The following is a 24436-nucleotide window of genomic DNA, read 5'->3' as shown; positions in this document are numbered from 1 at the left end:
CCATGAAGACGCTGGTAAATGCGCTGGAAACGGCTGTTGTCAGCGTATCGTTTAAGAAAGCTTCCGTAGCTGGATTGTATGCGGTACAAAAAAATGCAGCTTCGGTGACGGATGGAATATCCGCCGAACAGATCGCCCGCACACCAGACAATGATATGGGGCAGGTTTTAAAACGTGTTACCGGATTGACGACTGTCAATAACCGGAACGTCATTGTACGGGGATGTCCGACCGCTACAATCAGGCCATGCTGGATGGGGTGGTGATTCCGAGTACTTCGCAGAATAGACGTGATTTTTCCTTTGATATTATTCCGACAGAGATGGTGAGCTCAGTGGTGGTCAATAAAACGGCAACACCGGATGTATCCGCTGAATTTTCGGGTGGACAGGTTTCTGTGAATACATTGGATATTCCGGAGAAGAATTTTACGACAATACAATATGGGATAGGTGGTAATTCCCGTACAACTGGCAAAGACTTTTATCGGCTGGGAGAGCGACATACGAGTGAATATTTCGGTTTTTTCGACAAATCGTCTAAAATGCCCGATGGAATAAAAACTTGGCAGTGGAACAGTCGGGCGATACAATTGGATGCGCCTCCCGGCTATATTTTGACTGATCCTGAATTGAACAATACCCCTTTAAATCCAACGGAGTTTGGCGATGCAGTGAAATATAACGATTTAGATGCTATCGCACAGTCCAAGCGTTTTAATAATGATGCATTGCGACAATATAAGTATAAAGCATACCCCAATCAGAATATGCGTTTTTCGCTTGGACGGGTTTACGAATTAAATAATGGACAGCGATTAGGGTTTGTGGCATCCGCAAATTTTAGAAACGAACAAAACATTACTGCATTTAATAATGTACGTAATTCGGTAAGTATCAATAATTACATTGATAGTATAGGTCTCGGTGACAATGGAGCAGGAACATCCTATCGCTTCAATAGCAGTGGCGGATTAATGGCCAATATGGGTTGGCAGGGACAGGTTTTTAAAGTTTCCTTAAAGAACATGTATGCGCGTACGTACAGTGATATTTATAATGAGTCTATTCAAAAACCTTATAGTGATTCTAATCCTGAAGTAAGCAAACTGATTTATCAATTGCCTGAAGCAATGTCTTTGCAGCAACACCAATTGGTAGGAGAATATCAATTGCCGTGGGCAATAAAAGCTGAAGGAATGATTACTGTTAACAAAATCAAACAGCAAATTTTGGATGAACGAAAACTTTCCTATAGGGTAACCACTATGATAGATGATATTCCTTATTTTCAAACCCCGGGGCTATTAACTCACCGTAGTTCATCTGTGGTGGGGATTTTCAGGGACTCTCGAAGATGGACAAATATCGATGAGACAGATTATAATTGGAGCGCGGCTTTTTCGCGAAAATTCAACGAAAATACAGCTGTTCCAACGTTGGTGAAATTAGGCTATCAGGCCTGGTCTAAGAAGAGAGCGTTGGATTTATTTAATTTTGTCCCTTGGACGAGAGCATGGGCAGAGGGTACTACGAATCAATTGCCTCCCGAGATAGAAATCCCTTATGCTCAGTTATTCAGCGCTGATAATATTGGCAATGGAAACGGGCAGGCCTATTACTACGCAGATGCATTGGGCGGTCGATATTATGATGGTAAAATGTCTTCACAAGCAGTGTATCTGATGGCAGATCAAATGCTATGGCATAAATTGCGTTTGGTATATGGTGTTCGTGCAGAATATTTTAATTTAAACTCTAAGCAGGAAGAATTATATAGGAGAACTTATCAGGATGAGCCAGATCCCAATGACGTCCAAAGGCATCGTTTTGGTGTAAAAGAAAATAACTGGCGGTTTTTGCCCTCTATTAATGCTACCTATAAGGTAACATCCGATTTCAATATTCGAAGTAGTTATTCAAGGACAGTAGTTAGGCCAGATTTTAGAGAAGTGGGCATGTTTGCCATGTATGATTATGAGTTAGACGGTTACGTTTATGGAGAGCAAGTTAAATCCACCTTGATCGATAATGTAGATCTTCGATTTGAATGGTATCCATCTCCGGGGAAATAATTTCAATAACAGGATACTATAAATACTTGGATAAACCCATAGAACTTGTTCATAGCGGGGGAACACGTATACTTTCGCCAACATGGAAAATGCGAAAAATCTTGGCCTTGAAATGGAGATTAGGAAAAATTTGACATTTCTATCGGATCAGGACTGGTTAAAAGACCTATTTATATATGCCAACGGAACATTGCTCAAATCGAAGGTTAATGTCTTAAGTCATTGGGAATGGATTAATAACCCTGAAACTCAGGTTGCTGAGCGTATTCAACAACGCTACCCCAATCAAGATAGGCCACTTATGGGGCAATCACCCTGGTTGGTGAATTTAGGCGTAGGATATTGGGGGAGCTTTTCGGGGTAACGGCAAGCTATAATCATCGGGGTATCGCACAAATTTAGCGAATGTTAATATGAACAATGTCGAATATGAGTTGGCCCCAAAACAATTGGATGCACAACTTTATACGCGTTTTCTAAAGGGAAAGATGGAAGTAAAATTCAATATGGCCAACCTATTTGATGAATGGACGCGGTATTATATGAATATTCAAGATTATGAACAAGATGATACAAAATTTTATGTATTGAAAAAGGTAAATCTATAAAATATAATAAAGGAGAGGGGGATATTATCACCTATCGCAGAAGAGATGGGCGAAGGTTTAATCTCTCATTGACTTATAATTTTTAAAAATACTAACTGCGCGAGGCAGGTTCATTCTAACCCATAAATACATTAAGCAGCGTTCCAAGACTTGTCCATTAGCACAATCTGGAAGATATTAAAATTTATCATAATGGGGAATGAAAAACTATGCAACTATAGGAATAGCTATCCGCTATAGAAGCATAGTCTAAAAAGTGATCTTGTGATGGCTAAGTTATGTAAAAGTTAACAAAAATGAAAAAAATCTTAACGCTAGCAAGTGTATGCGCAATCGCATTGGCATCTTGTAACAAGGACAACTTGGCTCCGGTAAATGGTTCAACAGCTGGATTACCATCTTTACCTCAAGCAACAGTTCCAACTGATGCTAATGGTGTAATCACTGCAACAACCCTTACTTCGGATAAAGTATGGAAAATCGATGGCGTAGCTTTTGTAAAACCCGGTGCAACATTGACCATCCAACCAGGTACTTTTATTACTTCTGGGGTAACTAAAGCATATCCAGATCAAATCACTGGTATTACACAAAACATCAAAGGTGTATTGGTTGTCCCTAAGACTGCAAAATTAATTGCTAATGGAACGGCGACAGCGCCTATTGTATTTACTTCGCCGAATGCAGCTGGATCACGTAATCCAGGTGATTTCGGAGGTGTTGTTTTGTTGGGATCATCTACGACAAACCAACCTGCGACCAAAAGAATTGAAGGCATTCCTCAACCTGTAAACGTTGATGTTACGTATGGTGGTTCAGTACCTGCGGACAATTCAGGTTCGTTGAAATATGTACGTATTGAGTTTGCAGGTTACAACTTGACTGCTGACAATGAAATTAACGGTTTGACTTTAGGTGGTGTTGGTTCAGGTACTACATTGGAAAATATCCAAGTTTCTTGGGGTAAAGATGATGCTTTCGAATTTTTCGGTGGCACTGTCAATGCAAAAATTTAGTGGCACTTTCAAATGATGATGATGATTTTGATTTTGACCATGGTTATACAGGAACAATTCAATATGCTTTATCCTTAAAAGATCCCAATTCAACCAACAGTACTTCAAGCGGTAGCTCAGATTCAAATGGTTTAGAATCTGATAACGAAGCAACCTCACCTTGGTCAGCTACACCTAAAACACGTCCAGTATTGAAAAACTTTACTTTTTAGGTATTGATAATGCTTCGGTAGCTGGTACTAAATTAAAATTTGGTAACCGTTGGAGAAGAAATACTGAATTAGATATCCAATATTCAATTATCGCTGGATATGCTACAGGTGCTGCTTTCCAAGATGGAGCTACTGGAGTATTTAGCAACAATGTGGTTCAAGCTTATACTGCAGCTTTTAGTGGAACTGCTCCAGGTACGGGAAATTCAACTAATATTGGTGCAACACCAAATAGCTATTTATTATTGGGAGGTGCTGGTATAAATCCTTTTACACAACAACTGGTGCAGCTAGTTTTGATGTATGGAACTTAGTGCCGTCTTCAACAAGTCCTGCCGCTGGTGTAAATTACAAGGGTGCTTTTAATCCTGCTGCAACAACTTTGTGGACAGATAATTGGACGAAATTTACTCCAAAGACTTATTAATCATTATTTCTAACTTCTATGATCCTGCCATATTCCATGGCAGGATTATATTTTTTGTTATACTAAAATCATACTATGAAAAGCCAATTAATAGCTTTTATTTTATTTCTGGCATTCTTTATTTTCTCTTGTCAAAAAGGAGAACATATCGAAACTTTCCAAAAATTCACTAATGTCTTTATCAAAGATATTAATTTATTGATTGGGCCAGACAAGGGTAAATTGTTGATCGATGAGCATGCAGTGTCTGTTAATAACAATTCAATAGTAAAAATAATTTCTGGAGAAAAGAAATTTACACTCTTGGATAGTGCTGGAAATATAATATTTAATGAAACTATCATTATTAAAGACAATACAGATACGTTGCAATATGTAAAGCTAACAAATGATATTCCCCAAGTTTGATAAAGATGAAAGCAGAAAGTCGGGTCGAAGGGAAGGTGAAAATTCGAATCGTAAATGGAAATAATGAGTTGAACACACTATTGGGAGGAAAGAAATTCCACTTGGTTTTCTACCATGTTGTAGAAAGGTTATCAGGGCCACCTTCAAGAAGAAGAATTGTCTATAGTGCGAAAGGAGATACATTAAAAATATTGGAAAGACCTTACCTGCAGATTATCAGTCTCTAACGCTGCCGAGTGCAGATGTTCTTTACAACTATGGTTTTTACGGTAGGGCACAAATCCTAAAAGAAGATTTCAAACCACTTTTGATCAATGGTATGGAGGCTTATTATGGGTATTCTGTAGATTATCATAATTATGGTGTCTTAACCTCATTTACCACCAATAACTCGGGAACAGCCAATAGCCCTGCTTCTAATATCCCAACATTTTGGGAGTTTAATGGTCTAGAGGTTGCATTTGGCAATTAAAAATATTTAAATTATGAAAGGCATAAACGAAATCAAATACCAGCGCTTACTCCATCTGATGATCGAGATGCAGTATAAGTTGGCATCTGAGGATGACGAGGTGCTGATCAAAAACTACAGGCTGAAGGTGAGAATTTAAAAGCTTTATACCTTCATTATTTAAAGCTACTGGATGAGATAGGTACGGTGGTGAAAAACTATGAGCTCAAAGAACGGCAAGTCCGTTCGGGCTTATTATCTAAACGTATTCGTCTGTTATCAAAAAAAATGGAACTGAATCAGCTATTGCTTCTTGGGTCTCTGCGATCAATTCCTGTGCACGTTAGTTATTCTTTTTATTTGGTTTTTAGTGAATGTTGAGAGGGGATAGAGGAAATGTCATAGGTATAGCGCGATAGCTGCTTCCGTAATACGATGAAGTTAACGTTTTTGTACTAGTGTTAGCCTTTTTGTTGATCGATTGAGTTGTCTTGTTCTGTATGATGTTAAACACTTGTTGTAGTAAAGGGTCTTTTTCATCGCCAAAAGGAAGTAAGGGCAATTGTGCAAACTCATCTGTATGGTAATGCGGGATGAGTCCAGTGCTGTAATCTCCTAATCCATCTTTATTATAAATCTTGTATACCAACGGCATCAGCAACCAAGCACGTTGATTGCCATTGACCTGTGATGGTGAGGAAAGGGTCGTCGAAGCCATATCCTTGCCCAAAGTTTTTGTACCAATCTGAATGACCTCGATATAAGGTTTTAAACTGTTGATCAACATCTCCGAAGCGGATGCGGTATTGGGGCCTGTGAGTACAAAAATTCGCTTTAATTGCAGTCCGCTCTTTAGAGCTCTTCTGCTTGAAAGCTATAACCTTCGGGTTGCTGAGCTAAAGCAGATTGAAAGGTCTCCTCGCTGTTGCCCAACTTTTTGTTGCCCTTGAATTGGACAAATACATAATTCGGCGCAATATCAGCAAATGTTAATGCGCAAAAAGAGGCAAAAGCTACTTGTCCTCCAGTATTATAGCGAAGATCAAGAATCAAATCTTGTACTAGGCCAGCTTTGAGTTTTTGGATGGCCTCCAATACCGAATAACCACCGCTGAAATCAAACTGGCTTAAAAATAGGTACCCTACCTTTGTTTGCTTATGAAAGATCTGAGCTGTGTAGACTACTGGTTGGGATATGTAGGAAGCGGGCAACTTCATTTTCTTCCCATTCTGTAACTGCAATTGGATTGAAGGTAATTTCAATGCCGCTTCCAATACCGGAGCAAAATTGTATGCAGCTAAGGGCTGCGCATTGATTTGCTGGATGGTGTCTCCTCTATGCAGGCCAGCTAAGTCGGCTTCTGAATAGGGAACTACCTGTGTCACCAGTTGCATGGTCTGACCATTGTGCTGAAGCTGAGCTATATCAAACCCAAAGGTATTCGAGAGCGTGTTGCCATAAGTGTCACTGTTGAGCGCTTGTAGAATGGTAGAATAACGGTCGTCACGATACAATAGGTTTTTGAAAAAGATATTCGGCTTGTCATCGAGTGTAATTTGATTGGGCAACTTACTGTTCCAATAATAATATTGTTGCATCTGCTTCAAGGTCCATTGATTGATCGCTTCATTTGACCCCGGTTCGTTCAGTGGCGGGTCTTTTTCACAGGCGGAAAAAATCAGCGAAAAAAAGGGCTAAAACAAGAATTTGTGGTTTACGCATTTTTTAAGATCTTAGCTTAATAAAAATACGAATAATGTAAGTTTTGTTGGTGTTATCTTTTTGTTGTTCAAATGTTTATTTACTTTAAACACAAGAGAGATGTCAAATTTAGCCTGTTGATTCCACAAGAAAAAAGGCATCACTCTTAAGTGATGCCTTTTGGTTTGTATAGATCGAATATTATCGATTAATAAAGTGTGAACTCTACACGACGGTTTTGTTGACGACCAGCAGCATTCTTATTAGATGCAATTGGTTGGTCAGGACCGTAACCTGTAGCTTCTATACGAGAAGCATTAGCGCCTTGAGATACTAAATAAGATTTTACTGACTCAGCACGCTCTTTTGATAAACGCATATTCAATTCACGTGAACCTGTATTATCTGTGTGGCCAGCTAATTTCAAGCTAAAGTTTTCTCGATCAACAATTCCGCAACTTTGTTCAATGTTGCATAAGAAGTAGGACGGATAGTTGCTTTGCTCAAATCGAATTCTAGGTTTTTGATCGCATCAGCAACAACTTTTTGTCTGCTTCCGTAACAACAACTTTTTCTACAATTTTAGTTTCGTTTTTAACAAGAATCGGACAACCTGATCCATCTACCTGTACACCAGAAGGAGTACCTGGACATTTGTCGTATTTGTTGGCCACACCATCACCATCATCATCTTTTAAATCACTGTTCAAACCATCCAATTGACTTTGTAAAGCTTGATTCTTAGCGTTTAATGCATCATTTTGAGCTTTTAAATCATCGTATTTTAATGTATAGTCATTGACTAATGTCGCTACCGGATTTGAGTTGTTCAATGCTGGTTTGCTACCGCTTCCCAATGCAAATTCTAGACCACCGTGGATATAAGTGAATAGGTCATTCTTGTATTGGCCTCCTTGGATACCATCAAAGTTTTGGTTAACCCAATTCAATTGGTAACCTAATTCAAAGTTGATACCCTTAGCAACTGCAAATTTGAAACCCATATCCAGTGGTACATAGATTTTAGAGATACCATCTGCTTCTACTGAAGTAGAGCCCGTAGTTAAGGTTGTTTTGCTGTTCATGACACCCACACCGATTGATGCATAAGGTTTGATGAAACTATTGAAAAATCTCCAGTTGGTATTTGCTGCTAGGAATTCTCCAGATAAAGCCGCCGACCAAGGTGTTTTTGCTTCGAATGATTGTGAACCATCCTTGAAAGCACCACCTGTTTTACCGCCGAAATAAGTTGCCTTAATTCCAAATGAAGGAGAGATTTGCTTTTTGATGTAAGCACTATAACCTAGGTTCCATGCTAAATCATCGTATCCTTCACGGTTGAAACCAGCAATGTTAGTTTGGTTTGTTACACCTGCACCGATACCGATCGACCATGTTCTGTATTGTGTAGCAGAACCAAAAGGAGTTGTTCCTTCAATCGATGCTACCTTTGCAGTTTGAGCAAAAGCGGAATTGGCGAATAAGCCTGCAGTTGCGAAAGCAAGTGCTAATTGTAAATTTAGTTTCATAGAATTTGTTTGTATAAACCGAGGCAAAAGTAATAGGTTAAAAATTAAATTCCTAATCGGTTTGTAGTTTAAATATGACAAAGGGTAAATAAAATGGTATTTTACTGAAAAATACCATTTTATTACGTGTAATTTATTAGCTATTAATAAAGTGTAAATTCTACACGACGGTTTTGTTGACGGCCAGCAGCATTCTTATTAGATGCAATTGGTTGGTCAGGACCATATCCTGTCGCTTCGATACGTGAAGCGTTAGCACCTTGAGATACCAAGTAAGCTTTTACTGACTCAGCACGTTCTTTGGATAGACGCATATTCAATTCACGTGAACCTGTATTATCGGTGTGGCCAGCTAATTTCAAGCTAAAGTTTTCTCGATCAACAATGCTGCAACTTTGTTTAATGTTGCGTATGAAGTTGGGCGGATGGTTGCTTTACCTAGATCGAACTCTAAGTTTTTAATCGCATCAGCAACAACTTTTTGTCTGCTTCTGTGACCACAACTTTCTCTACAACTTTAGTTTCGTTTTTCACAACAATTGGACAACCTGATCCATCGACTTGTACACCAGAAGGTGTGCCTGGGCATTTGTCGTATTTGTTTGCTACACCGTCACCATCATCATCTTTCAGGTCATTGTTAATTCCATCCAGTTGACCTTGTAAAGCTTGATTTTTGCATTAAGAGCATCATTTTGAGCTTTTAAATCATCATATTTTACCGTGTAATCATTTACAAGCGTAGCTACCGGATTTGAGTTGTTCAATGCTGGTTTGCTACCACTACCCAAAGCGAATTCTAGACCTGCGTGAGCATAGGTGAATAAGTCATTCTTATATTGTTGAGTTGGTCCAACTTTATTGTCAAATCGTTGATTTGCCCAGTTCAACTGGTAACCTAATTCGAAGTTGATACCTTTGGCAACTGCAAATTTCAAACCGAAGTCTGCGGGTACGTAGATCTTAGAATATGAATCACCATATTCGCCTCTGTTTCCGCCAGCAATTGCTGCTGTCTCTGCATTCATTACCCCGACACCAATTGATGCATAAGGTTTAATGAAACTATTAAAAAACCGCCAGTTGGTATTGGCTGCAATAAACTCACCGGATAAAGCAACTGACCAAGGTGTTTTTGTTTCGAAGCCTGTTTGTTTATCACTGGCTTCATATCCTGAAGTCTTTCCGCCAAAGTAAGTTGCCTTGATTCCGAATGAAGGGGAGATTTGTTTTTTGATATAGGCACTGTAACCTAAGTTCCAGTCCAACTTGTCATAACCTCCATTATTGAATTTAGCAATGTTTTGCAAGCTCGTTACACCGGCGCCTACACCGATAGACCAAGTCCGGTATTGTGTTGCCGGACCAAATGGGGTAGTGCCTTCAATTGATGACTGCTTTGCGCTTTGGGCAAAGGATGCGGTTGAGATGATTCCTGCCGCTACTAGTAATCCTGATTTTTAAGGCTAATTTTCATAATGTGTTTTTGTAAAATTTTCTACTATAAAATTCTTGTTAAATTAACTCATTGACTACTCTTGCAATAAATTTGCCAAAAATTATTTGGTCAGCTTACTCGACCGAAAAAATTTGGCACCTCAATTTCGAAAGCCATGTGCTTAACAATATTCTCAGTAAAAATGTTTTGAAAAAAGTTTTCCTACTTTTTGTAATCAAAATCACATCAATATCTTCATCTCGAATAATCGTATGTATACCATTTGCAATGTTCTCCCTTGAGCCGGCAAAATAGCTTGGTGCTTTAACGATATAAGAGATGTCTTCTATACCAGTCTCCGCTATAATCTGTTCAATCCACTTTTCAAGATTTGATCCTAAAATGTTGATTTCTAGTTCATTTTTGTTGATATGGATGAGTTGTAAATGAAAATCTTTTCCATATAATGGGATTGCCTGTTTGAGGACTTCCAGCTCACCAGGTTTAAAATTTGTCAGCAGCGCGATGTTATCTTTTTTAATTTTACGGCATTTTTGGGGATCGCTAATACAGGGATTTTTGACTCTTTAATGACGTCATAAGTATTGCTTCCAATCAGTACAGATTCAAGTCCTGTGACTCCTTTTGTACCCATAATCACCGTCTGGTAGTTCTCTTTTATCTCCTGTTTTTCCAGTGATTCGGCTAAAATTCCATTCGTAAATAAGGTCGAAATTTTTATCGAAGGATATTTTTGTAGAAGTTCAGCGACAAGTTTCTCCATCTTACCACGGGCGTCCTCTTCGGTAGGGTCTATTAAATGCTTCGCATTTGCGAATTTGTTTATATGTGAAGTGAAGGAGTGGAAGAGTGTAATTTCATCATGTGTTTCCTGAGCGATCTGAGCCGCATAGTTTGCTGCAACTTCCGCATTTTCGGAAAAATCTACGGGTATTAATAATCTAGACATAGCGATATACTTATTATGCTTTGGTAAAAATATGGGAACTAAAGGGTGGCTAAATAATGCTTTTGCCACTGATCTGGTGAAAGTACGTTCAAAAAGGATTTTCTTGAACGTGTTACGAGTAATATCTTGATTTTTTCGGTATGGATCATTTCATTGATCACTTCGGGGACAGTGTCCAGGTCCTCAATGTCGCCTTGTATCGAGTCAACTTCGATGGCTATGTTGGTCACACCAATGTATTTTTGATTTTATATTTCCATACCTCCAATTTATCTTCTATTCGGTTTTCCGAAGAATGATCATAATGGACATGCATCAGTTTTAATTCAAAATCCTTACCCATTATATTGACGAAATCCTGGACAGTCTGTACTTCTTCTTCTTTGAAGTTGGACAATAAACCAACCTTGTCAACCTGCTCAAACGATGCTTCTGTTGGAATGGCCAAAACAGGTATTTTTGCTTTTTGCTAATGACGTAAGTTGTGCTGCCAATAAGTTGGCTATCATCATTGGTAATACCTTTTGTGCCCCATGATGACAAAATCAAAACGATCAGGTGTGGCCATTTCAGGGAGAGTTTCTGTGATCATGCCACGTTCGCATTGGGTAGTCACTTCAAGAGTGACATGTGTCGATTTTATCTGCTCTGAAAGATTTTTAATAAGGACATCAGCTTTAAATATGGGGCTTCGCTTTCCAATGGAATCAGTTTCTTCCTCAAATACAGCCGAAGCAGAGGTATAATTGTGATAAAGGTGGATGCTGTAGCCTTTTGAATAGCTAGATCCACAGCATAATTTACCGCATTGTTAGAATGAGCCGAAAAATCTACCGGTAGTAGAATGTTTTTTTCATCTGTTTAAATTATTTATAAGTGTTGTTCTCATCGGTATAAATGAGCTCGTTTCACCTGGTTTGTTTGTTTAGTTGTGATGAAGCCATCAAATTTATCTTTCTCAATTTTTTAGAACCCTCTTTCCCTATCAAATGTAATAAAACAAACGCAATTGTGAATGACTAGCAGTCAAAATGTTTTTATTGTTTAACGTATTAAATCTGATCCCGATAGCACAAAGGTGGCTAACATTTAATGCTTTTAAAATGTTGCATTTAATGCATATTTGTGATTGCGGTCATCCCGCAAATAGGACAATCCTGTCTTTCTGAATCTTATGTCCTGATTTTTTTGTTTGAAAAGTCAGTTGACGATGAAAACTGGGCATTATTAAAATCATTGTGTCATGGTTATTATCTCGTATTCTACATTGCATAACAGACCAATTTTGAGTAAGTTTGCACATATTTTTAGATAATTAAATGACAAGTAGAGAAATTCGTCAAGCCTTTTTAGACTTTTTTAAAAGCAAGGGGCATCAAATAGTACCTTCAGCACCAGTAGTTGTAAAAATGATCCTACATTGATGTTTACCAATGCAGGGATGAACCAGTTCAAGGATTTATTCTTGGGGAAGCACCGATTAAATTTCCACGTGTTGCAGATACACAGCGTTGTCTGCGTGTTTCAGGTAAGCATAACGATTTAGAGGAAGTCGGTATTGATACTTACCACCACACTTTATTTGAGATGTTGGGAAACTGGAGCTTTGGGGATTACTTTAAGAAGGAAGCTATTGCTTGGGCTTGGGAGCTATTGACCGAAGTATATAAACTTGACAAGGATCGTTTATACGTGACTATTTTTGAGGGCGACGCAAGTGAAGGTTTGGACCGGGATATGGAAGCGTTTGATTTCTGGAAACAGTGGATAGCTGAGGATCGTATCTTGCTTGGTAATAAAAGGATAATTTCTGGGAAATGGGAGAGACTGGTCCTTGTGGACCTTGTTCTGAAATCCATTTTGATATGCGTAGTGCGGAAGAACGTGCGGAGGTCACAGGACAAAGCTTAGTTAATGCAGACCATCCACAGGTGATTGAAATATGGAACTTGGTCTTTATGCAATTCAATCGCTTGAAGGATGGGTCACTCCAATCTTTACCAGCTAAACATGTGGACACAGGTATGGGCTTTGAGCGTCTTGTCAGATGTATCCAAGGTAAAACCTCAAATTATGATACGGATGTCTTTACGCCGACTATTGATTTTATTGCGGATAAGTCTGGTATAAAATATGGTTTAGATGAGAAGACTGATATAGCGATGCGTGTAGTATCTGATCATATCCGTGCGGTAAGTTTTGCGATAGCAGATGGACAATTACCCTCTAATAACAAAGCTGGATACGTAATCCGCCGTATTTTACGTCGTGCGGTACGTTATGCTTATACATTTTGGGGTTCAAAACGCCATTTATTCATGAGCTTGTTCCAGTTTTGGCGGCACAATTCAGTGGCGTATTTGATGAATTGATCCAACAACAGGATTTTGTTCAGAAAGTAATTTTAGAGGAAGAAGTATCGTTTTTAAGAACTTTGTCCACTGGTGTACAGCGTTTTGAGAATTATGTGGAAGATCATAGCGTTATTAATGGTGATTTTGCGTTTGAATTATACGATACATATGGCTTCCCAATAGATTTAACAGAATTGTTAGCACGAGAGAAAGGATTATCTGTTGATATGGAGGGTTTTAAACAGGCGCTTCAGGTTCAAAAGATCGTTCCCGTGCGGCAACAGCAATTGACACCGGTGACTGGATTCTTGTCAATGAGGATGAGGGGTTTGAATTTGTTGGTTATGACACCTTGACCGCAAAAACAGAAATCGTAAAATACCGTAAAGTTGTCGCAAAAAATAAAGAGCAGTACCAATTGGTTCTTTCCGTCAGTCCGTTTTATGCTGAAGGTGGAGGCCAGGTCGGTGATTCTGGTGAATTGATTTCAGAGGAAACAGGTGAAAAGATCTACATTACGGATACAAAAAGGAAAATGGAATTTTCGTTCATTTTACCAATAAGTTGCCATTGGATCTGCAAGGGACTTTTATCGCGGAGGTTGACAGCACCAAAAGATTGGATACGGAGAATAATCATTCTGCAACCCACTTATTGCATGCTGCACTAAAACAGGTATTAGGTACGCACGTGAATCAAAAAGGTTCATTGGTCAATGCTGATATCTTACGTTTTGATATTTCTCATTTTGCAAAGATGAGTGAGGATGAGATCAAAGAGGTAGAGGATATCGTGAATGCTAAAATTCGGGAGAATATCCCGTTGAAAGAAGAACGGAATGTACCTTACCAGCAGGCTTTGGATTCAGGTGTGACAGCTTTGTTTGGTGAGAAATATGGTGATTTTGTTCGTGTGATTACTTTTGAAGATAAATTCTCAAAAGAGCTATGTGGCGGTACACATGTGAAAGCGACGGGGCAGATCGGATTCTTTAAGATTGTCTCTGAGTCAGCCGTTGCGGCAGGGGTGCGTCGTATTGAGGCGATTACAGGAACTCGCTCAGCGGCGGTCATTCGTGAACATTTTGAATTGGTACAGCATCTAAAAGAACTGATGAATAGTCCGAAGGACTTTGTGTCTGCTTTGGGTAAGATCATTGACGAAAATGGAGCGCTGAAAAAGAAATTGAAAAAGCATTACAGAAAAATCTTTAGCATTGAAATCGGATCTGGAAGCTAAGATCGAACAGGTTGGCGATATCAACTTCTTGTCGACGTTGGTGGATCTGCCGAATGCTGAAGCGGTTAAAACCCTAGCTTATGCGCTGAAGGGAGCTGTCAATAATTTATTTTTGGTTATTGGAGCGGAATTCGATGGAAAGCCAAGTTTGACAGTCGTAATTTCGGATGATTTAGCAAAAGAAAAAGGTTTAAATGCTAGTAACATTGTTCGTGAATTGGCAAAAGATATCCAAGGTGGTGGAGGGGGCAACCTTTCTTTGCGACAGCCGGAGGTAAAAACTCAGCGGGATTAAAAACAGCTGTTGAACGGGCGAAGGAATTTTTAAGTTAAATTTGAGTATTTAGATCGGAGACTTAGGATGCTTGTTGAATAGACTTCAAACGTAGTGGATGTCTCCTCTAAAATTCTACTACATGAAACTATCCTATTTAGTCAAACCGAGTGTAACGAGTTCACTAATTCCGCTGAAGGGCAAATTGTGAATGAATAATCACAGGTGGTATAAATAGGATAGTTTCTTTAAAAGGAAACCGAGTGCAAGACATTTATATTATAGATGAACCTATGGCACTCACAAAACGATATACAAATGAAAAAGGCAATTTTTTTAGTAGTTGGTGTGGTTGGATTAATGTTTGGTTGCCAGAATAAAGAGCAGTTTACCATCGAAGGAAATATAGAAAATCCTGGTAATATAAAAGTCGTCTCCTTGTATGAGGGAGAGACCAAGCTGGATTCTATGTTTTTGGTGATAATAACAAATTTCAGTTTGTTCGTCAAGCTAGTCAATCGAGATTGTTGTCGCTACGTGTCGGTAAAAATCGCTATGACCTAATTGCTTCTCCGGGTGAGACAATTTCATTTAAAGCAGATTTACATAAGGATGTTAATGATTATCTCGTTGAAGGGTCTGAATTGTCGAAAGCGATCCAGCCATTTGCTAAGGAACGAAATCATCGCGATTATGTGCAAGATTCTTTACAGGGTGTCTTTTCCAAATTAACAGCAAATTCAACTGCTGATGAAATAGAAAAACTTCGTGCAGAATATAAGGCCAAATTTGCGGATGAACTTCGCGACTATACCAACAAGGCTGTCGATTTTTCCGCTAAACATAATGACCTGGCTGGATTTTATGCCATCTCAACCTTGGATCCTGAAGTAGCAGAGGCAGAAATTATTGCTTATGCAGATAGAATTAAAAACGAATTCACGGAAAATAGATATGTGACTCAATTTAAGGAGGAAACCCAAAAGCTGAAGAAAATGGCTATTGGTCAACCTGCACCGGAGTTGACGTCATTTACGCCTTCTAATAAAGAGGTGAAGTTGTCTAGTTTTAAAGGAAAATATACTTTGGTTGATTTTTGGGCTTCCTGGTGTATGCCTTGTCGTCAGGAAAATCCGAATCTTGTCAAGTTATATAATACTTATCATACCAAAGGTTTTGATATCCTCTCTGTTTCATTTGACGATAACCCTGGCTCATGGATGCGGGCTATTGCGGATGACAAGTTGGCTTGGACACATGTATCTGATTTAAAGGCTTGGAGTTCACCGATAGTCATAGACTACCGTGTCAAGGCATTGCCTACTTCCTATATGCTCGATCCAAATGGTATTATCATTGCAAAGAATCTGCGTGGCGAGGAACTAGCCGATTTTTTGAAGAAAACAATTAAGTAATCAATGTGTTATTGTTAATTGAAATATTACTTAATAATTTGGTAACATTAGATTAACTGATTGTTATCATTTTGTTCATATTTTAGCAGAAAAATAAGACAAATGAGTTCTTCGAAACAAAAGATTTTAATTGTTGATGACGAAAAAGATATCTTGGATTTAATTGCATTCAACTTAAATCGTGAAGGTTATCAGGTCTCTACAGCGCAAAATGGGGAAGAGGCAATACAAGTTGCCAAGCAAGTAAACCCCGATCTGATCATCTTAGATGTGATGATGCCTAGGATGGACGGTATTGAAGCTTGTCGCATCATGCGTGCTATGCCTGAATTCAAAAGTACCTTTATGGTGTTTTTGACAGCCAGAAGCGAAGAATATTCAGAAATTGCCGGATTTCATGTTGGAGCGGATGACTATATCGCTAAGCCAATTAAGCCCCGAGCACTGATGAGTCGTATTAATGCGATCTTAAGAAGAAATGCTTCGGAGGAGTCTGATTCAAACGCACAGGATAAAATCGAGATAGCTGATCTGGTTATTGATAGAGATTCTTTCTTAGTTTACAAAGGAGAGCAAAAGATTGTGCTTGCCAAGAAAGAGTTTGAATTGCTTTACTTGTTAGCTTCCAAACCAAATAAAGTTTTCACAAGAGAGCAGATTTTAAAAAGTATTTGGGAGGACTCGGTGGTTGTCACCAATCGGACAATCGATGTACACATCCGAAAGCTCCGCGAAAAAATAGGCGACGATTACGTCACTACCGTAAAAGGAGTAGGTTACAAATTTGATAAAGAATAATAGAAGAGGCTTAGGCCTCTTTTTTATTCTCTTATTTGGGAAACTCTTTGACCGGATAACTTGATATCACGGTAACAAATCTTTACTTTTGACAGATACCAAAGTAAAGAGATCAACATGTCATCTATTCTTATAAAATCTGCGCAACTTGTTAACGAAGGTAAAGTTGAGACTGCTGATATATATATCAGCAATGGTCGAATCGAAATGATCGCTCAGGAGATAAATCATCCTGCGGATCAGGAAATCAATGCTGAGGGACTACATCTGTTTCCGGGATTGATTGATGATCAGGTTCATTTTAGAGAACCGGGGTTGACCTATAAAGCGGATATATGGCATGAAAGTCGTGCTGCGGTAGCAGGCGGACAACCTCCTTTATGGAGATGCCAAATACAGTTCCCAATACCCTGACGCAGGAGTTGCTCCAGGATAAATATGATATTGCCGGAAAGAACGCATTAGCCAATTACTCATTCTTTATGGGAGCGGCCAACGATAACTTGGAGGAGGTATTGAAAACTAATCCACGTGATGTCTGCGGTATAAAGGTGTTTATGGGGTCATCCACTGGGAATATGTTGGTGGATAATGAAAAAGCTTTGGAAGGCATCTTTGCTAATTCGCCTACATTGATCGCTACACACTGTGAGGACGAAGCAACAATCAAGGCTAATCTGGCGATATTTAAGGAACAATATGGTGAAGACGGATTGAAGATTGAAATGCATCCGTTGATCCGCTCCGCTGAGGCTTGTTATTTGTCTTCATCCAAGGCTGTGGAATTGGCCAAAAAGCATGATACAAGATTACATATTTTACATATATCAACAGCAAGAGAGATTGAACTATTCCGGAATGATATCCCATTAAAGGATAAGAAAATCACTGCTGAAGCTTGTATTCATCATTTATGGTTTTCTGATCAGGATTACGTAACAAAGGGAATTTTATCAAGTGGAATCCTGCTGTTAAGACGGTCAATGATCGTGACCATATTCTTAAAGCTGTATTGGATGGACATATTGATGTGATAGCGACAGATCATGCCCCACATACTATAGAGGAAAAAACACAGCCATATGCATCGGCTCCTAGCGGTGGCCCCTTGGTTCAACATGCTTTACAAGCATTATTGGATATGGTCAAAGCTGGTAAAATGACCTTGGAACAATTGGTTCAAAAGTCTGCGCATAATACTGCTACATTGTTTCAGGTTGAGGATCGCGGCTATATCCGTGAAGGCTATTGGGCGGATCTTGTACTCGTGGATCTGAATAAGCCATATACAGTTTCCAAAGAAAATATCCTTTCTAAATGCGGATGGTCTCCTTTTGAAGGACACACGTTTAGTTCAACCATTGAACATACCATTGTATCTGGTAAAGTCGCATTTTCTAAAGGGCAAATTATTGAGAAAGGTGCTGGAGAGCGTCTGTTGTTCAACAGATAAGTTGTCATAATATGGAAAAAAGGGTTTTTATTAAATCAATTGCTTTGGGCACATTGGCCATTCCGGTATTGGGAGCTGGGCGCGCTACAGCAATCGCAGCGGAGTTTGCAGGGGCGGCTACTTTGCTGGCAAAGAAGCTATACCCAGGGGATACTATAGGGTTGATAACTCCAGCAGGTGTATTGGACGATGAGGAATCGATCATTATCGCACGCGAGATCTTTGAAACATTGGGTTTTAAAGTGAAGGAGGGAAAACATATCCGTAGCCGTTACGGTAATTTGGCGGGGACAGATCAGGAACGTATTGCTGATATACATGATATGTTTGCTGATAAGGCTGTCAAAGCAATAGTCTGCATAAGGGGAGGTTCGGGAACTTCCCGTCTTTTGGACAGACTTGATTATAAGATGATTGCTCAAAATCCTAAGATTTTGTTGGGATATTCTGATATAACTGCGTTAATCTTGGCTTTGTATGCGAAAACTGGACTTGTTACTTTCCATGGAGCGGTTGGTATAAGCACTTGGACAAAGAAGCTGGCCGAGGCCTTTAATGCACAATTTGTAGCGAATAAGCCTGCGGTATTTGAAAATCCTAAATCGAAGGGGATAATATTGTACAGACGAAAGACCGGATAGCTACAATCTCCCCAGGTGTTACTGATGGGGTGTTGCTGGGCGGGAATATGACCGTATTGACGGGCTTATGTGGTACCCCTTATTTACCAGACTTTAAAGATAAGATACTTTTTATTGAGGAGGTCGATGAAGATATGGAACGCGTCGACCGGATGTTTTGCCAGTTGAAAAATGCAGGGATATTGGCAGTGATCAAAGGTTTTATTTTTGGGAAATGTACCAATTGTAAACCATCAGGAGGCTATGGTTCTGTGACATTGGATCAGCTATTCAATGATTATATTAAACCCTTAAATGTGCCTGCTTATAGCGGAGCTGTCATTGGGCATATTGCAGAGCAATTTATCCTTCCGGTAGGTGCAAAGGTGAAAATGGATGCATCACAAGGAACGATTACCTTAATTGAGGCAGCCTTAAAAGATTAACATGAATTTAGTGAAAGAAGATTTTATCAAAGCCTTTTCTTTATATGAAGAAAAGGCTTTGCAGCATAGACGATTTAAGCATGCTGATATCTTGCCACTTTTGCAAGGAAAAGAGGTCAGTAAGCAATTTACTGTTGAAGAGATCGGACGGTCAGTGGAGGATCGTTCAATTTTTAGATTGAAATATGGGCAGGGGCCGATAAAGGTACTGTTGTGGTCACAGATGCATGGCGACGAGCCTACGGCAACAATGGCGTTATTTGATCTGTTTAATTTTTTAACGGGGAGGTGGATGGCTTTGATACCTTTCGAAAGGAAATAGCAGAGAAACTGACTTTATATTTTATTCCGATGTTGAATCCTGACGGCGTGGAGCGTTACCAGCGTAGAACGGCAATGGATGTGGACATGAACCGCGATGCACGTGCAGTCGCTACTGTGGAAGGGGCTCTGTTGAAAGAACAAGCAATGTTGTTGAAGCCAGATTTTGCTTTTAATCTTCATAATCAGAATAATTACTATAATATTCCAGGTACGGCCACCCCAGTAACAATTTCCTTGCTGGCCCCGGCATATGACTATGCCAGAAGTGTTAATACGGTTAGGGCAGATGCCATGCGGGTAATTGTGGGAATCAATAAGATATTACAGGAATTTATCCCGAATGCTGTCGCGAAATATGATGACGAGCATACCCCTCGTGGTTTCGGGATAATTTTCAAAAATGGGGTGTAAGTACCATTCTAATTGAATCAGGAGCCTATGTCGGCGATCCTGAGAAACTGGAAGTTCGAAAATATAATTTTATTGCATTATTGCATGCCTTTCAGGAAATTGCCAAGAAATCTTATCTGAACCATGATATTGCTGCGTACCACAAAATTCCATTGAATGATGAAAAATTACATGATCTAGTGATCCGGAATTTATCCATCGAAAAAAATGGAAAAAAATGTTGGTAGACGTGGCGGTTCGGCAAAATGAAAAGACAGTTGGACGAGATTACTACGTGGAAGCTGTAATTGAAGATATAGGTGATCTGCAGGACTTTCATGGTTATATTGACATCGATGTAGAAGGGCTTCAATTCATTCCGGCAAAAATACATAGCGATCAGCTATTGTTATTTGGAGAATTAACCTCATCATTTGTAGAAAGCCTATTGAAACAAGGGTATGGAACAATTGTGGTTTCTGATAGTTTAGCGCAAATTAGGTTACATTCTTTTCCTATCCAAGTGCGGAGCGATGCTAATTTTCTAGCTGACAGCTGTCTTCGGCTAGGTGGGGATGCCCATTTTTTCATTGGATCCGAAAAAGAGTTACAATATGCATTGATAAATGGTTATCTGATCAATTTAAAGCAATCGATTGATAATAAATCAAAAAATGTAGTGAAATAATACTGTTTTATCGCTTGAAATAATATTTAGCCCATAATTCTATGGGCTTTCTTGTGTTTTTTTGTCTTTTTATGCCTTGTTTGGAATTAATTAAAATACAACAAAAATTTTACATTAAATTCTAATTAATTTATATTTGGCGCTAGAATCTACTAAGTAAGAGAGACTAACTTAAAACCATCCCACTAATTATGTCAGAAAAAACAAAATTATTTTTCGCATTGACTTTAGTAGCGTCAAGTGGATTTGCATTCGATGTGCATGCTATGCCGAATACTGCAAATACAATTGAGTACAAAGTCACACAACAGGAGATTACCGGTCAAGTCAGTGATAAGAACGGACCCATTGTAGGAGCTTCTGTCAGTGTCAAAGGATCTGCGATAGCGACCTATACCGATCAGCAAGGGCGTTTCAAATTAAGTAAACTGAATCCCGGAGCAATTATCGTCGTATCCTACGTAGGCTATGGATCTAGGGAAGTGAAATATGAAGGCCAATCAAACCTGTCTATTTCTCTAGATGCCACATCAACCGATTTGGATGAAGTGATGGTTGTAGCCTATGGTACGGCAAAAAAATCGACTTTCACAGGATCCGCGACTGTAGTTAAAAAAGAACAGCTGGAAAAAATAGGCGGTTCGGGATTTGCTGAAACTCTCCAAGGGATGAGCCCAGGGGTCAATGTAACTAACAACGAAGGTAACCCGGGTGGTGATTCACGTATTCAGATTCGCGGGATCAGTTCCATGAGCGGTTCATCCAATCCATTGTATGTGGTGGATGGTATGCCTTATGACGGGCAGCTGACTTCGATAGCGCCTTCCGATATTGAATCTATTACAGTACTGAAAGATGCGGCAGCTTCTTCGCTGTATGGATCTAGAGCGGCCAATGGTGTTATTGTGATCACCACAAAGAAAGGTAAAAGTGCTAAGCCTACCCTGAACTTTAAGTCTACCTGGGGCACCTCAGATAATGCTGTTGGCAATCCCACCAAAGCTACGCCGGAAGAACAATTGTTGAACACTTGGGAGGGGATGTATAATGACCAGTTTTACCGTTATAACAGAACTTCGAAAGAAGCAGGAGATTGGGCATCTGAGAATGTACTGGGTAAGCTACTGAAAAAAGCAGCGCCGGTGTTTACGTATCGCCATTTAAAGATATCAATGAAAATTATGTACTTCATGATGGAAATGGAAATGCGTATATCAACCCCAAATTGGAAAAGATCTGGAATGAGTCGGACTATGACTATTATGGTGCTGTATTCTCACGCAAATTAAGACAAGAGTATAATCTGGATGTGAGCGGTACCGCTGGAGATGGAAAAACTAACTATTTCCTGTCTTCGAATTATTTGGATGACAAAGGTTATGCAATGGCTCAGTATTTTAAACGTTATGGCTTTAGGGCTAATGTGACATCACAGGTGACCGATTGGTTGCAGCTTGGTGGAAATATGTCGTTCTCCTCTTCTAAACAGAATCTCTCCGGAGCCAGTAGAGCCCTAGACTTTAGTACAACCCTGACGTCGCCGTGGCTACGTAATGCTGACAATACAGATTGGGTGTATTCCGAGAAGACGGGACGTCGTATGTTTGATTATGGTACCTATGGAAATAATTTTTTTGGTATCCATGTGTTGAACAATGGTGGTGACTACTGGGATAATCCGAATGATGAAGGATTTACCAACAACCAGCGCAACATGATATCAGCACGCTACTTTGCTGGAATAAAATTGCCATACAATTTAAACTTTAAGTCAAGCATTAGCATAGATAATAATATTTATAAAGAATTTACCTATGGTTCAGCTGTGCATGGGCCTGGACAACAAGCGCCTTACGGAACGAGTGTATTGACCAGTGGTGGAAATGCGGGGCGTAGAAATGATGAAACTCGTGCTGTCACTTTCAATAATATCCTGAGTTGGGAGCAGGATTTCGAGCACATCATTTGTCAGCATTGGCTGGTCAGGAATCCTATACTAGAAATGCTGTTGGGGATAATGGTTATGGTGAGGGTATTATGCAATTAGGTCAATATGAGTTGGCTTCGACAACGACCAATTGGTCTGTCGGGTCTTATAAAGATCGTTATGCCTTATTATCATATTTGGCTAAAGTGGATTACAACTATAATGATAAGTATTTTGCTTCGGTCTCTTTCCGTCGGGATGGATCGTCACGTTTTCACCCAGACAACCGTTGGGGTAATTTTCTGTCCGGTGGGCTTTCCTGGAAGATATCAAAAGAGAACTTCTTAAAAGATGCGACTTGGTTGGATAATTTATCATTCCGAAGCAGTTACGGTACCACCGGAAATGACCGGTTGATCCGACGCAATGGACAAGGAGTGGCTACCGATGAGATTCTTTACGGCTATCAGGCATATTATAGTGCTGATAACCTCTATGGACTACCGGGATTAAAACCTAATACTGTTGCCGCACCTGATCTGCAATGGGAAAAAAATAAGCAGTTTAATATTGCTGCAGATTTTGCTTTCTTAAAACGTTTTTATGGAACAATAGAATATTATTCAAGAAATTCTTCCGATCTCCTTTTTTACAGGGAGTTCCCTCTTTCAGCACAAGCGGAAATGCGATTGGACAAAACTCAAATCTTGGAAATTTGAAAAATAGTGGTTTTGAATTCTCATTAGGTGCTGATATTTTTAGAAAAGATAATTTTAGCTGGAAAGTTGATGCCAATTTATCAACCTTAAAAAATGAGATCACTTATTTACCAGGCGGTGCTCTTACGTTTAATAATCGCGGTGCCGGTTATCGTCTAGAAGAAGGACATTCATTGTACGATTTCTATATGGTGAAGAACGCTGGTGTCAACCCGGATAATGGTAATATGCAATATTGGGTGAAGGATGATAAAGGGGCTGGAAAATTTCCGAAGACTATGTTGGTGAGGTCACATCTGATGATTATCAGTGGATCGGTTCGGCATTGCCAAAAGTATATGGTTCATTGACCAATAGTTTTAAATTACATGGACTGGATTTCTCCTTTATGTTCTATTATTCGCTTGGCGGGAAAATGTATGATTACTCCTATTCTGAACGTAGTACACTCCGCGGTGGTGTGGGGTGACGCAGGATCTGGTACAGGATCGTTGGCGTAAACCGGGTGACCAGGCCCTATTGCCAAAATGGTCGGATGATAATTATGCTGCGACACGCAGGGCTTCTGACTTTTATATTTTTGACAACGATTATCTGCGTTTGCGGAATATCACACTGGGTTATTCCATCCCGAAAAATACCTTACAAAGAATAGGATTATCCAATGTCCGGTTTTTCGTGTCAGCAGATAATTTATTGACTTTTGGTTCAGCCAAAAATCGGTATACCGAACCAGAGACCGGCTTGTCGGGTAATAACTATAATGGTAATGCGGATACGGATAATGGTCGGCAAGGAGCAAGGAGAATCTATACTGGTGGCTTGCAGGTTACATTCTAAGGATAAATTAAATCGAGGAAAATTATAGGAACCGGCCATCTGACTGACGTATAGATCAAGTGAAACAGGTCTATGCAGGATGATAAGGTTGCTAGTATAAAAAAATATTAA

37 protein-coding genes and 3 pseudogenes are annotated in these 24436 nt (G+C 39.4%); 31 read left to right on the top strand and 9 right to left on the bottom strand.

Translation table 11 applies throughout. The annotated features are described in order from the left end of the window. Positions 1-2: 2 nt before the first annotated feature. The 11 genes from KUH03_RS07225 (at position 3) to KUH03_RS07175 (ending at position 5356) form a co-directional block, all read left to right on the top strand. Entirely contained in the window at positions 3-266 is a 264-nt protein-coding gene (locus KUH03_RS07225) for a hypothetical protein (RefSeq protein ID WP_257092192.1), read from the top strand. After that, positions 224-2074: a TonB-dependent receptor domain-containing protein gene (locus KUH03_RS07220; RefSeq protein ID WP_257092191.1), complete on the top strand. Its 1851-nt coding sequence runs from the start codon at positions 224-226 to the stop codon at positions 2072-2074. Before KUH03_RS07225 ends, KUH03_RS07220 begins: the two co-directional genes overlap by 43 nt. 82 nt (positions 2075-2156) lie before the next feature. Then, a complete protein-coding gene (locus KUH03_RS07215; RefSeq protein WP_257092190.1) occupies positions 2157-2438 on the top strand; it encodes a hypothetical protein in 282 nt (93 codons plus the stop codon). Positions 2439-2487: 49 nt separating this feature from the next. Then, the gene (locus tag KUH03_RS07210) at positions 2488-2682 is read left to right on the top strand and encodes a hypothetical protein (protein ID WP_257092189.1); all 195 of its coding nucleotides are present in this window, start codon (positions 2488-2490) and stop codon (positions 2680-2682) included. A gap of 296 nt (positions 2683-2978) precedes the next feature. Then, a complete protein-coding gene (locus KUH03_RS07205) occupies positions 2979-3698 on the top strand; it encodes a hypothetical protein (RefSeq protein ID WP_257092188.1) in 720 nt (239 codons plus the stop codon). Next, positions 3698-3910, top strand: coding sequence for a hypothetical protein (locus tag KUH03_RS07200; RefSeq protein WP_257092187.1), 213 nt, complete (start codon positions 3698-3700; stop codon positions 3908-3910). The genes KUH03_RS07205 and KUH03_RS07200 overlap by 1 nt, the downstream gene beginning before the upstream one ends. Positions 3911-4062: 152 nt before the next feature. Beyond that, the gene (locus KUH03_RS07195) at positions 4063-4224 is read left to right on the top strand and encodes a hypothetical protein (protein ID WP_257092186.1); all 162 of its coding nucleotides are present in this window, start codon (positions 4063-4065) and stop codon (positions 4222-4224) included. A 188-nt stretch (positions 4225-4412) separates the two neighbouring features. Continuing rightward, the gene (locus KUH03_RS07190) at positions 4413-4745 is read left to right on the top strand and encodes a hypothetical protein (protein WP_257092185.1); all 333 of its coding nucleotides are present in this window, start codon (positions 4413-4415) and stop codon (positions 4743-4745) included. Between the two features lie 5 nt (positions 4746-4750). Beyond that, positions 4751-4972: a hypothetical protein gene (locus tag KUH03_RS07185; RefSeq protein ID WP_257092184.1), complete on the top strand. Its 222-nt coding sequence runs from the start codon at positions 4751-4753 to the stop codon at positions 4970-4972. Between the two features lie 80 nt (positions 4973-5052). Then, positions 5053-5217 carry a hypothetical protein gene (locus tag KUH03_RS07180; RefSeq protein WP_257092183.1) on the top strand — a complete coding sequence of 55 codons (165 nt, stop codon included), beginning with the start codon at positions 5053-5055 and terminating at the stop codon, positions 5215-5217. Positions 5218-5230: 13 nt separating this feature from the next. After that, positions 5231-5356, top strand: coding sequence for a hypothetical protein (locus KUH03_RS07175; RefSeq protein ID WP_257092182.1), 126 nt, complete (start codon positions 5231-5233; stop codon positions 5354-5356). 207 nt (positions 5357-5563) lie between these two features. Here the strand turns inward: KUH03_RS07175 and KUH03_RS07170 are convergent, their stop codons facing one another. From KUH03_RS07170 to KUH03_RS48270, 9 genes and pseudogenes are all read right to left on the bottom strand, one after another. Next, on the bottom strand, positions 5564-6025 hold the full coding sequence (locus KUH03_RS07170; RefSeq protein WP_257096752.1) for a S41 family peptidase: 462 nt from the start codon (positions 6023-6025) through the stop codon (positions 5564-5566). Positions 6026-6048: 23 nt separating this feature from the next. Beyond that, entirely contained in the window at positions 6049-6819 is a 771-nt protein-coding gene (locus tag KUH03_RS07165; RefSeq protein WP_257096750.1) for a S41 family peptidase, read from the bottom strand. Between the two features lie 287 nt (positions 6820-7106). Further along, positions 7107-8430, bottom strand: a pseudogene (locus KUH03_RS07160) (OmpA family protein). A 143-nt stretch (positions 8431-8573) separates the two neighbouring features. Then, positions 8574-8792 (bottom strand): OmpA family protein, encoded by a 219-nt coding sequence (locus KUH03_RS07155; protein WP_257092181.1) that lies wholly within the window; start codon positions 8790-8792, stop codon positions 8574-8576. 267 nt (positions 8793-9059) lie between these two features. Beyond that, positions 9060-9740, bottom strand: a complete 681-nt coding sequence (locus tag KUH03_RS07150; RefSeq protein ID WP_257092180.1) for a hypothetical protein — start codon at positions 9738-9740, stop codon at positions 9060-9062. A gap of 642 nt (positions 9741-10382) precedes the next feature. Then, positions 10383-10838: a universal stress protein gene (locus KUH03_RS07145; RefSeq protein ID WP_257092179.1), complete on the bottom strand. Its 456-nt coding sequence runs from the start codon at positions 10836-10838 to the stop codon at positions 10383-10385. Positions 10839-10876: 38 nt separating this feature from the next. Continuing rightward, the gene (locus tag KUH03_RS07140; protein WP_257092178.1) at positions 10877-11068 is read right to left on the bottom strand and encodes a hypothetical protein; all 192 of its coding nucleotides are present in this window, start codon (positions 11066-11068) and stop codon (positions 10877-10879) included. Then, a complete protein-coding gene (locus tag KUH03_RS07135) occupies positions 11065-11286 on the bottom strand; it encodes a hypothetical protein (protein WP_257092177.1) in 222 nt (73 codons plus the stop codon). Before KUH03_RS07135 ends, KUH03_RS07140 begins: the two co-directional genes overlap by 4 nt. Positions 11287-11477: 191 nt before the next feature. Then, a complete protein-coding gene (locus tag KUH03_RS48270) occupies positions 11478-11684 on the bottom strand; it encodes a hypothetical protein (RefSeq protein ID WP_373564789.1) in 207 nt (68 codons plus the stop codon). A 573-nt stretch (positions 11685-12257) separates the two neighbouring features. On the opposite strand from KUH03_RS48270, the gene KUH03_RS48265 reads away from it, so the two are divergent. The 20 genes and pseudogenes from KUH03_RS48265 to KUH03_RS07055 all read left to right on the top strand — a co-directional run bounded on the left by KUH03_RS48265 (position 12258) and on the right by KUH03_RS07055 (position 24325). After that, a complete protein-coding gene (locus tag KUH03_RS48265) occupies positions 12258-12749 on the top strand; it encodes an alanine--tRNA ligase-related protein (RefSeq protein ID WP_373564788.1) in 492 nt (163 codons plus the stop codon). Continuing rightward, a pseudogene (locus KUH03_RS48260) lies at positions 12656-13548 on the top strand (alanine--tRNA ligase-related protein). Before KUH03_RS48265 ends, KUH03_RS48260 begins: the two are co-directional and overlap by 94 nt. Next, positions 13545-13862 carry an alanine--tRNA ligase-related protein gene (locus tag KUH03_RS48255; RefSeq protein WP_373564658.1) on the top strand — a complete coding sequence of 106 codons (318 nt, stop codon included), beginning with the start codon at positions 13545-13547 and terminating at the stop codon, positions 13860-13862. Before KUH03_RS48260 ends, KUH03_RS48255 begins: the two are co-directional and overlap by 4 nt. After that, entirely contained in the window at positions 13847-14431 is a 585-nt protein-coding gene (locus KUH03_RS48250) for a hypothetical protein (RefSeq protein ID WP_373564656.1), read from the top strand. The genes KUH03_RS48255 and KUH03_RS48250 overlap by 16 nt, the downstream gene beginning before the upstream one ends. Then, positions 14409-14726, top strand: coding sequence for a DHHA1 domain-containing protein (locus KUH03_RS48245; protein WP_373564655.1), 318 nt, complete (start codon positions 14409-14411; stop codon positions 14724-14726). The genes KUH03_RS48250 and KUH03_RS48245 overlap by 23 nt, the downstream gene beginning before the upstream one ends. 297 nt (positions 14727-15023) lie before the next feature. Further along, positions 15024-15269, top strand: coding sequence for a hypothetical protein (locus KUH03_RS07125; protein WP_257092176.1), 246 nt, complete (start codon positions 15024-15026; stop codon positions 15267-15269). Further along, on the top strand, positions 15233-16120 hold the full coding sequence (locus tag KUH03_RS07120; RefSeq protein WP_257092175.1) for a TlpA disulfide reductase family protein: 888 nt from the start codon (positions 15233-15235) through the stop codon (positions 16118-16120). Before KUH03_RS07125 ends, KUH03_RS07120 begins: the two co-directional genes overlap by 37 nt. A 102-nt stretch (positions 16121-16222) precedes the next feature. Then, positions 16223-16918, top strand: coding sequence for a response regulator transcription factor (locus tag KUH03_RS07115; RefSeq protein ID WP_120259941.1), 696 nt, complete (start codon positions 16223-16225; stop codon positions 16916-16918). Between the two features lie 117 nt (positions 16919-17035). Continuing rightward, positions 17036-18371 (top strand): annotated as a pseudogene (locus KUH03_RS07110) (dihydroorotase). Between the two features lie 44 nt (positions 18372-18415). Next, positions 18416-19012 carry an LD-carboxypeptidase gene (locus KUH03_RS07105; protein WP_257092174.1) on the top strand — a complete coding sequence of 199 codons (597 nt, stop codon included), beginning with the start codon at positions 18416-18418 and terminating at the stop codon, positions 19010-19012. Positions 19013-19041: 29 nt separating this feature from the next. Beyond that, the gene (locus KUH03_RS07100; RefSeq protein ID WP_257092173.1) at positions 19042-19437 is read left to right on the top strand and encodes a hypothetical protein; all 396 of its coding nucleotides are present in this window, start codon (positions 19042-19044) and stop codon (positions 19435-19437) included. A 1-nt stretch (position 19438) separates the two neighbouring features. After that, positions 19439-19759 carry a hypothetical protein gene (locus tag KUH03_RS07095; RefSeq protein WP_257092172.1) on the top strand — a complete coding sequence of 107 codons (321 nt, stop codon included), beginning with the start codon at positions 19439-19441 and terminating at the stop codon, positions 19757-19759. Further along, positions 19726-20172: a M14 family zinc carboxypeptidase gene (locus KUH03_RS07090; protein WP_257092171.1), complete on the top strand. Its 447-nt coding sequence runs from the start codon at positions 19726-19728 to the stop codon at positions 20170-20172. The genes KUH03_RS07095 and KUH03_RS07090 overlap by 34 nt, the downstream gene beginning before the upstream one ends. Before the next feature lie 217 nt (positions 20173-20389). After that, entirely contained in the window at positions 20390-20839 is a 450-nt protein-coding gene (locus KUH03_RS07085) for a hypothetical protein (protein ID WP_257092170.1), read from the top strand. Positions 20840-21030: 191 nt separating this feature from the next. Continuing rightward, positions 21031-22128: a TonB-dependent receptor plug domain-containing protein gene (locus tag KUH03_RS07080; protein WP_257092169.1), complete on the top strand. Its 1098-nt coding sequence runs from the start codon at positions 21031-21033 to the stop codon at positions 22126-22128. Further along, positions 22065-22886 (top strand): hypothetical protein, encoded by an 822-nt coding sequence (locus KUH03_RS07075; protein WP_257092168.1) that lies wholly within the window; start codon positions 22065-22067, stop codon positions 22884-22886. Before KUH03_RS07080 ends, KUH03_RS07075 begins: the two co-directional genes overlap by 64 nt. Next, a complete protein-coding gene (locus KUH03_RS07070) occupies positions 22877-23485 on the top strand; it encodes a hypothetical protein (protein ID WP_257092167.1) in 609 nt (202 codons plus the stop codon). Before KUH03_RS07075 ends, KUH03_RS07070 begins: the two co-directional genes overlap by 10 nt. Beyond that, entirely contained in the window at positions 23482-23835 is a 354-nt protein-coding gene (locus tag KUH03_RS07065) for a hypothetical protein (RefSeq protein ID WP_257092166.1), read from the top strand. The genes KUH03_RS07070 and KUH03_RS07065 overlap by 4 nt, the downstream gene beginning before the upstream one ends. After that, positions 23811-23954 (top strand): hypothetical protein, encoded by a 144-nt coding sequence (locus KUH03_RS07060; protein WP_257092165.1) that lies wholly within the window; start codon positions 23811-23813, stop codon positions 23952-23954. The genes KUH03_RS07065 and KUH03_RS07060 overlap by 25 nt, the downstream gene beginning before the upstream one ends. Then, entirely contained in the window at positions 23951-24325 is a 375-nt protein-coding gene (locus KUH03_RS07055; protein WP_257092164.1) for a hypothetical protein, read from the top strand. The genes KUH03_RS07060 and KUH03_RS07055 overlap by 4 nt, the downstream gene beginning before the upstream one ends. Positions 24326-24436: the final 111 nt, after the last annotated feature.

Origin of the sequence: Sphingobacterium sp. E70, from assembly GCF_019285695.1 — a bacterium.
GTDB classification, from domain to species: domain Bacteria; phylum Bacteroidota; class Bacteroidia; order Sphingobacteriales; family Sphingobacteriaceae; genus Sphingobacterium; species Sphingobacterium detergens.
Note: the sequence above shows the minus strand (reverse complement) of the source record. Positions and strands in the feature narration are given on the sequence as shown.

Bases quoted from the DNA above. Each gene is read 5' to 3' on its own strand.
- KUH03_RS07225 (WP_257092192.1), top strand. From the start codon at position 3: ATGAAGACGCTGGTAAATGCGCTGGAAACGGCTGTTGTCAGCGTATCG.
- KUH03_RS07220 (WP_257092191.1), top strand. From the start codon at position 224: ATGTCCGACCGCTACAATCAGGCCATGCTGGATGGGGTGGTGATTCCG.
- KUH03_RS07215 (WP_257092190.1), top strand. From the start codon at position 2,157: ATGGAAAATGCGAAAAATCTTGGCCTTGAAATGGAGATTAGGAAAAAT.
- KUH03_RS07210 (WP_257092189.1), top strand. From the start codon at position 2,488: ATGAACAATGTCGAATATGAGTTGGCCCCAAAACAATTGGATGCACAA.
- KUH03_RS07205 (WP_257092188.1), top strand. From the start codon at position 2,979: ATGAAAAAAATCTTAACGCTAGCAAGTGTATGCGCAATCGCATTGGCA.
- KUH03_RS07190 (WP_257092185.1), top strand. From the start codon at position 4,413: ATGAAAAGCCAATTAATAGCTTTTATTTTATTTCTGGCATTCTTTATT.
- KUH03_RS07185 (WP_257092184.1), top strand. From the start codon at position 4,751: ATGAAAGCAGAAAGTCGGGTCGAAGGGAAGGTGAAAATTCGAATCGTA.
- KUH03_RS07175 (WP_257092182.1), top strand. From the start codon at position 5,231: ATGAAAGGCATAAACGAAATCAAATACCAGCGCTTACTCCATCTGATG.
- KUH03_RS07145 (WP_257092179.1), bottom strand. From the start codon at position 10,838: ATGTCTAGATTATTAATACCCGTAGATTTTTCCGAAAATGCGGAAGTT.
- KUH03_RS07125 (WP_257092176.1), top strand. From the start codon at position 15,024: ATGAAAAAGGCAATTTTTTTAGTAGTTGGTGTGGTTGGATTAATGTTT.
- KUH03_RS07115 (WP_120259941.1), top strand. From the start codon at position 16,223: ATGAGTTCTTCGAAACAAAAGATTTTAATTGTTGATGACGAAAAAGAT.
- KUH03_RS07095 (WP_257092172.1), top strand. From the start codon at position 19,439: ATGAATTTAGTGAAAGAAGATTTTATCAAAGCCTTTTCTTTATATGAA.
- KUH03_RS07085 (WP_257092170.1), top strand. From the start codon at position 20,390: ATGTTGGTAGACGTGGCGGTTCGGCAAAATGAAAAGACAGTTGGACGA.
- KUH03_RS07080 (WP_257092169.1), top strand. From the start codon at position 21,031: ATGTCAGAAAAAACAAAATTATTTTTCGCATTGACTTTAGTAGCGTCA.
- KUH03_RS07070 (WP_257092167.1), top strand. From the start codon at position 22,877: ATGCAATTAGGTCAATATGAGTTGGCTTCGACAACGACCAATTGGTCT.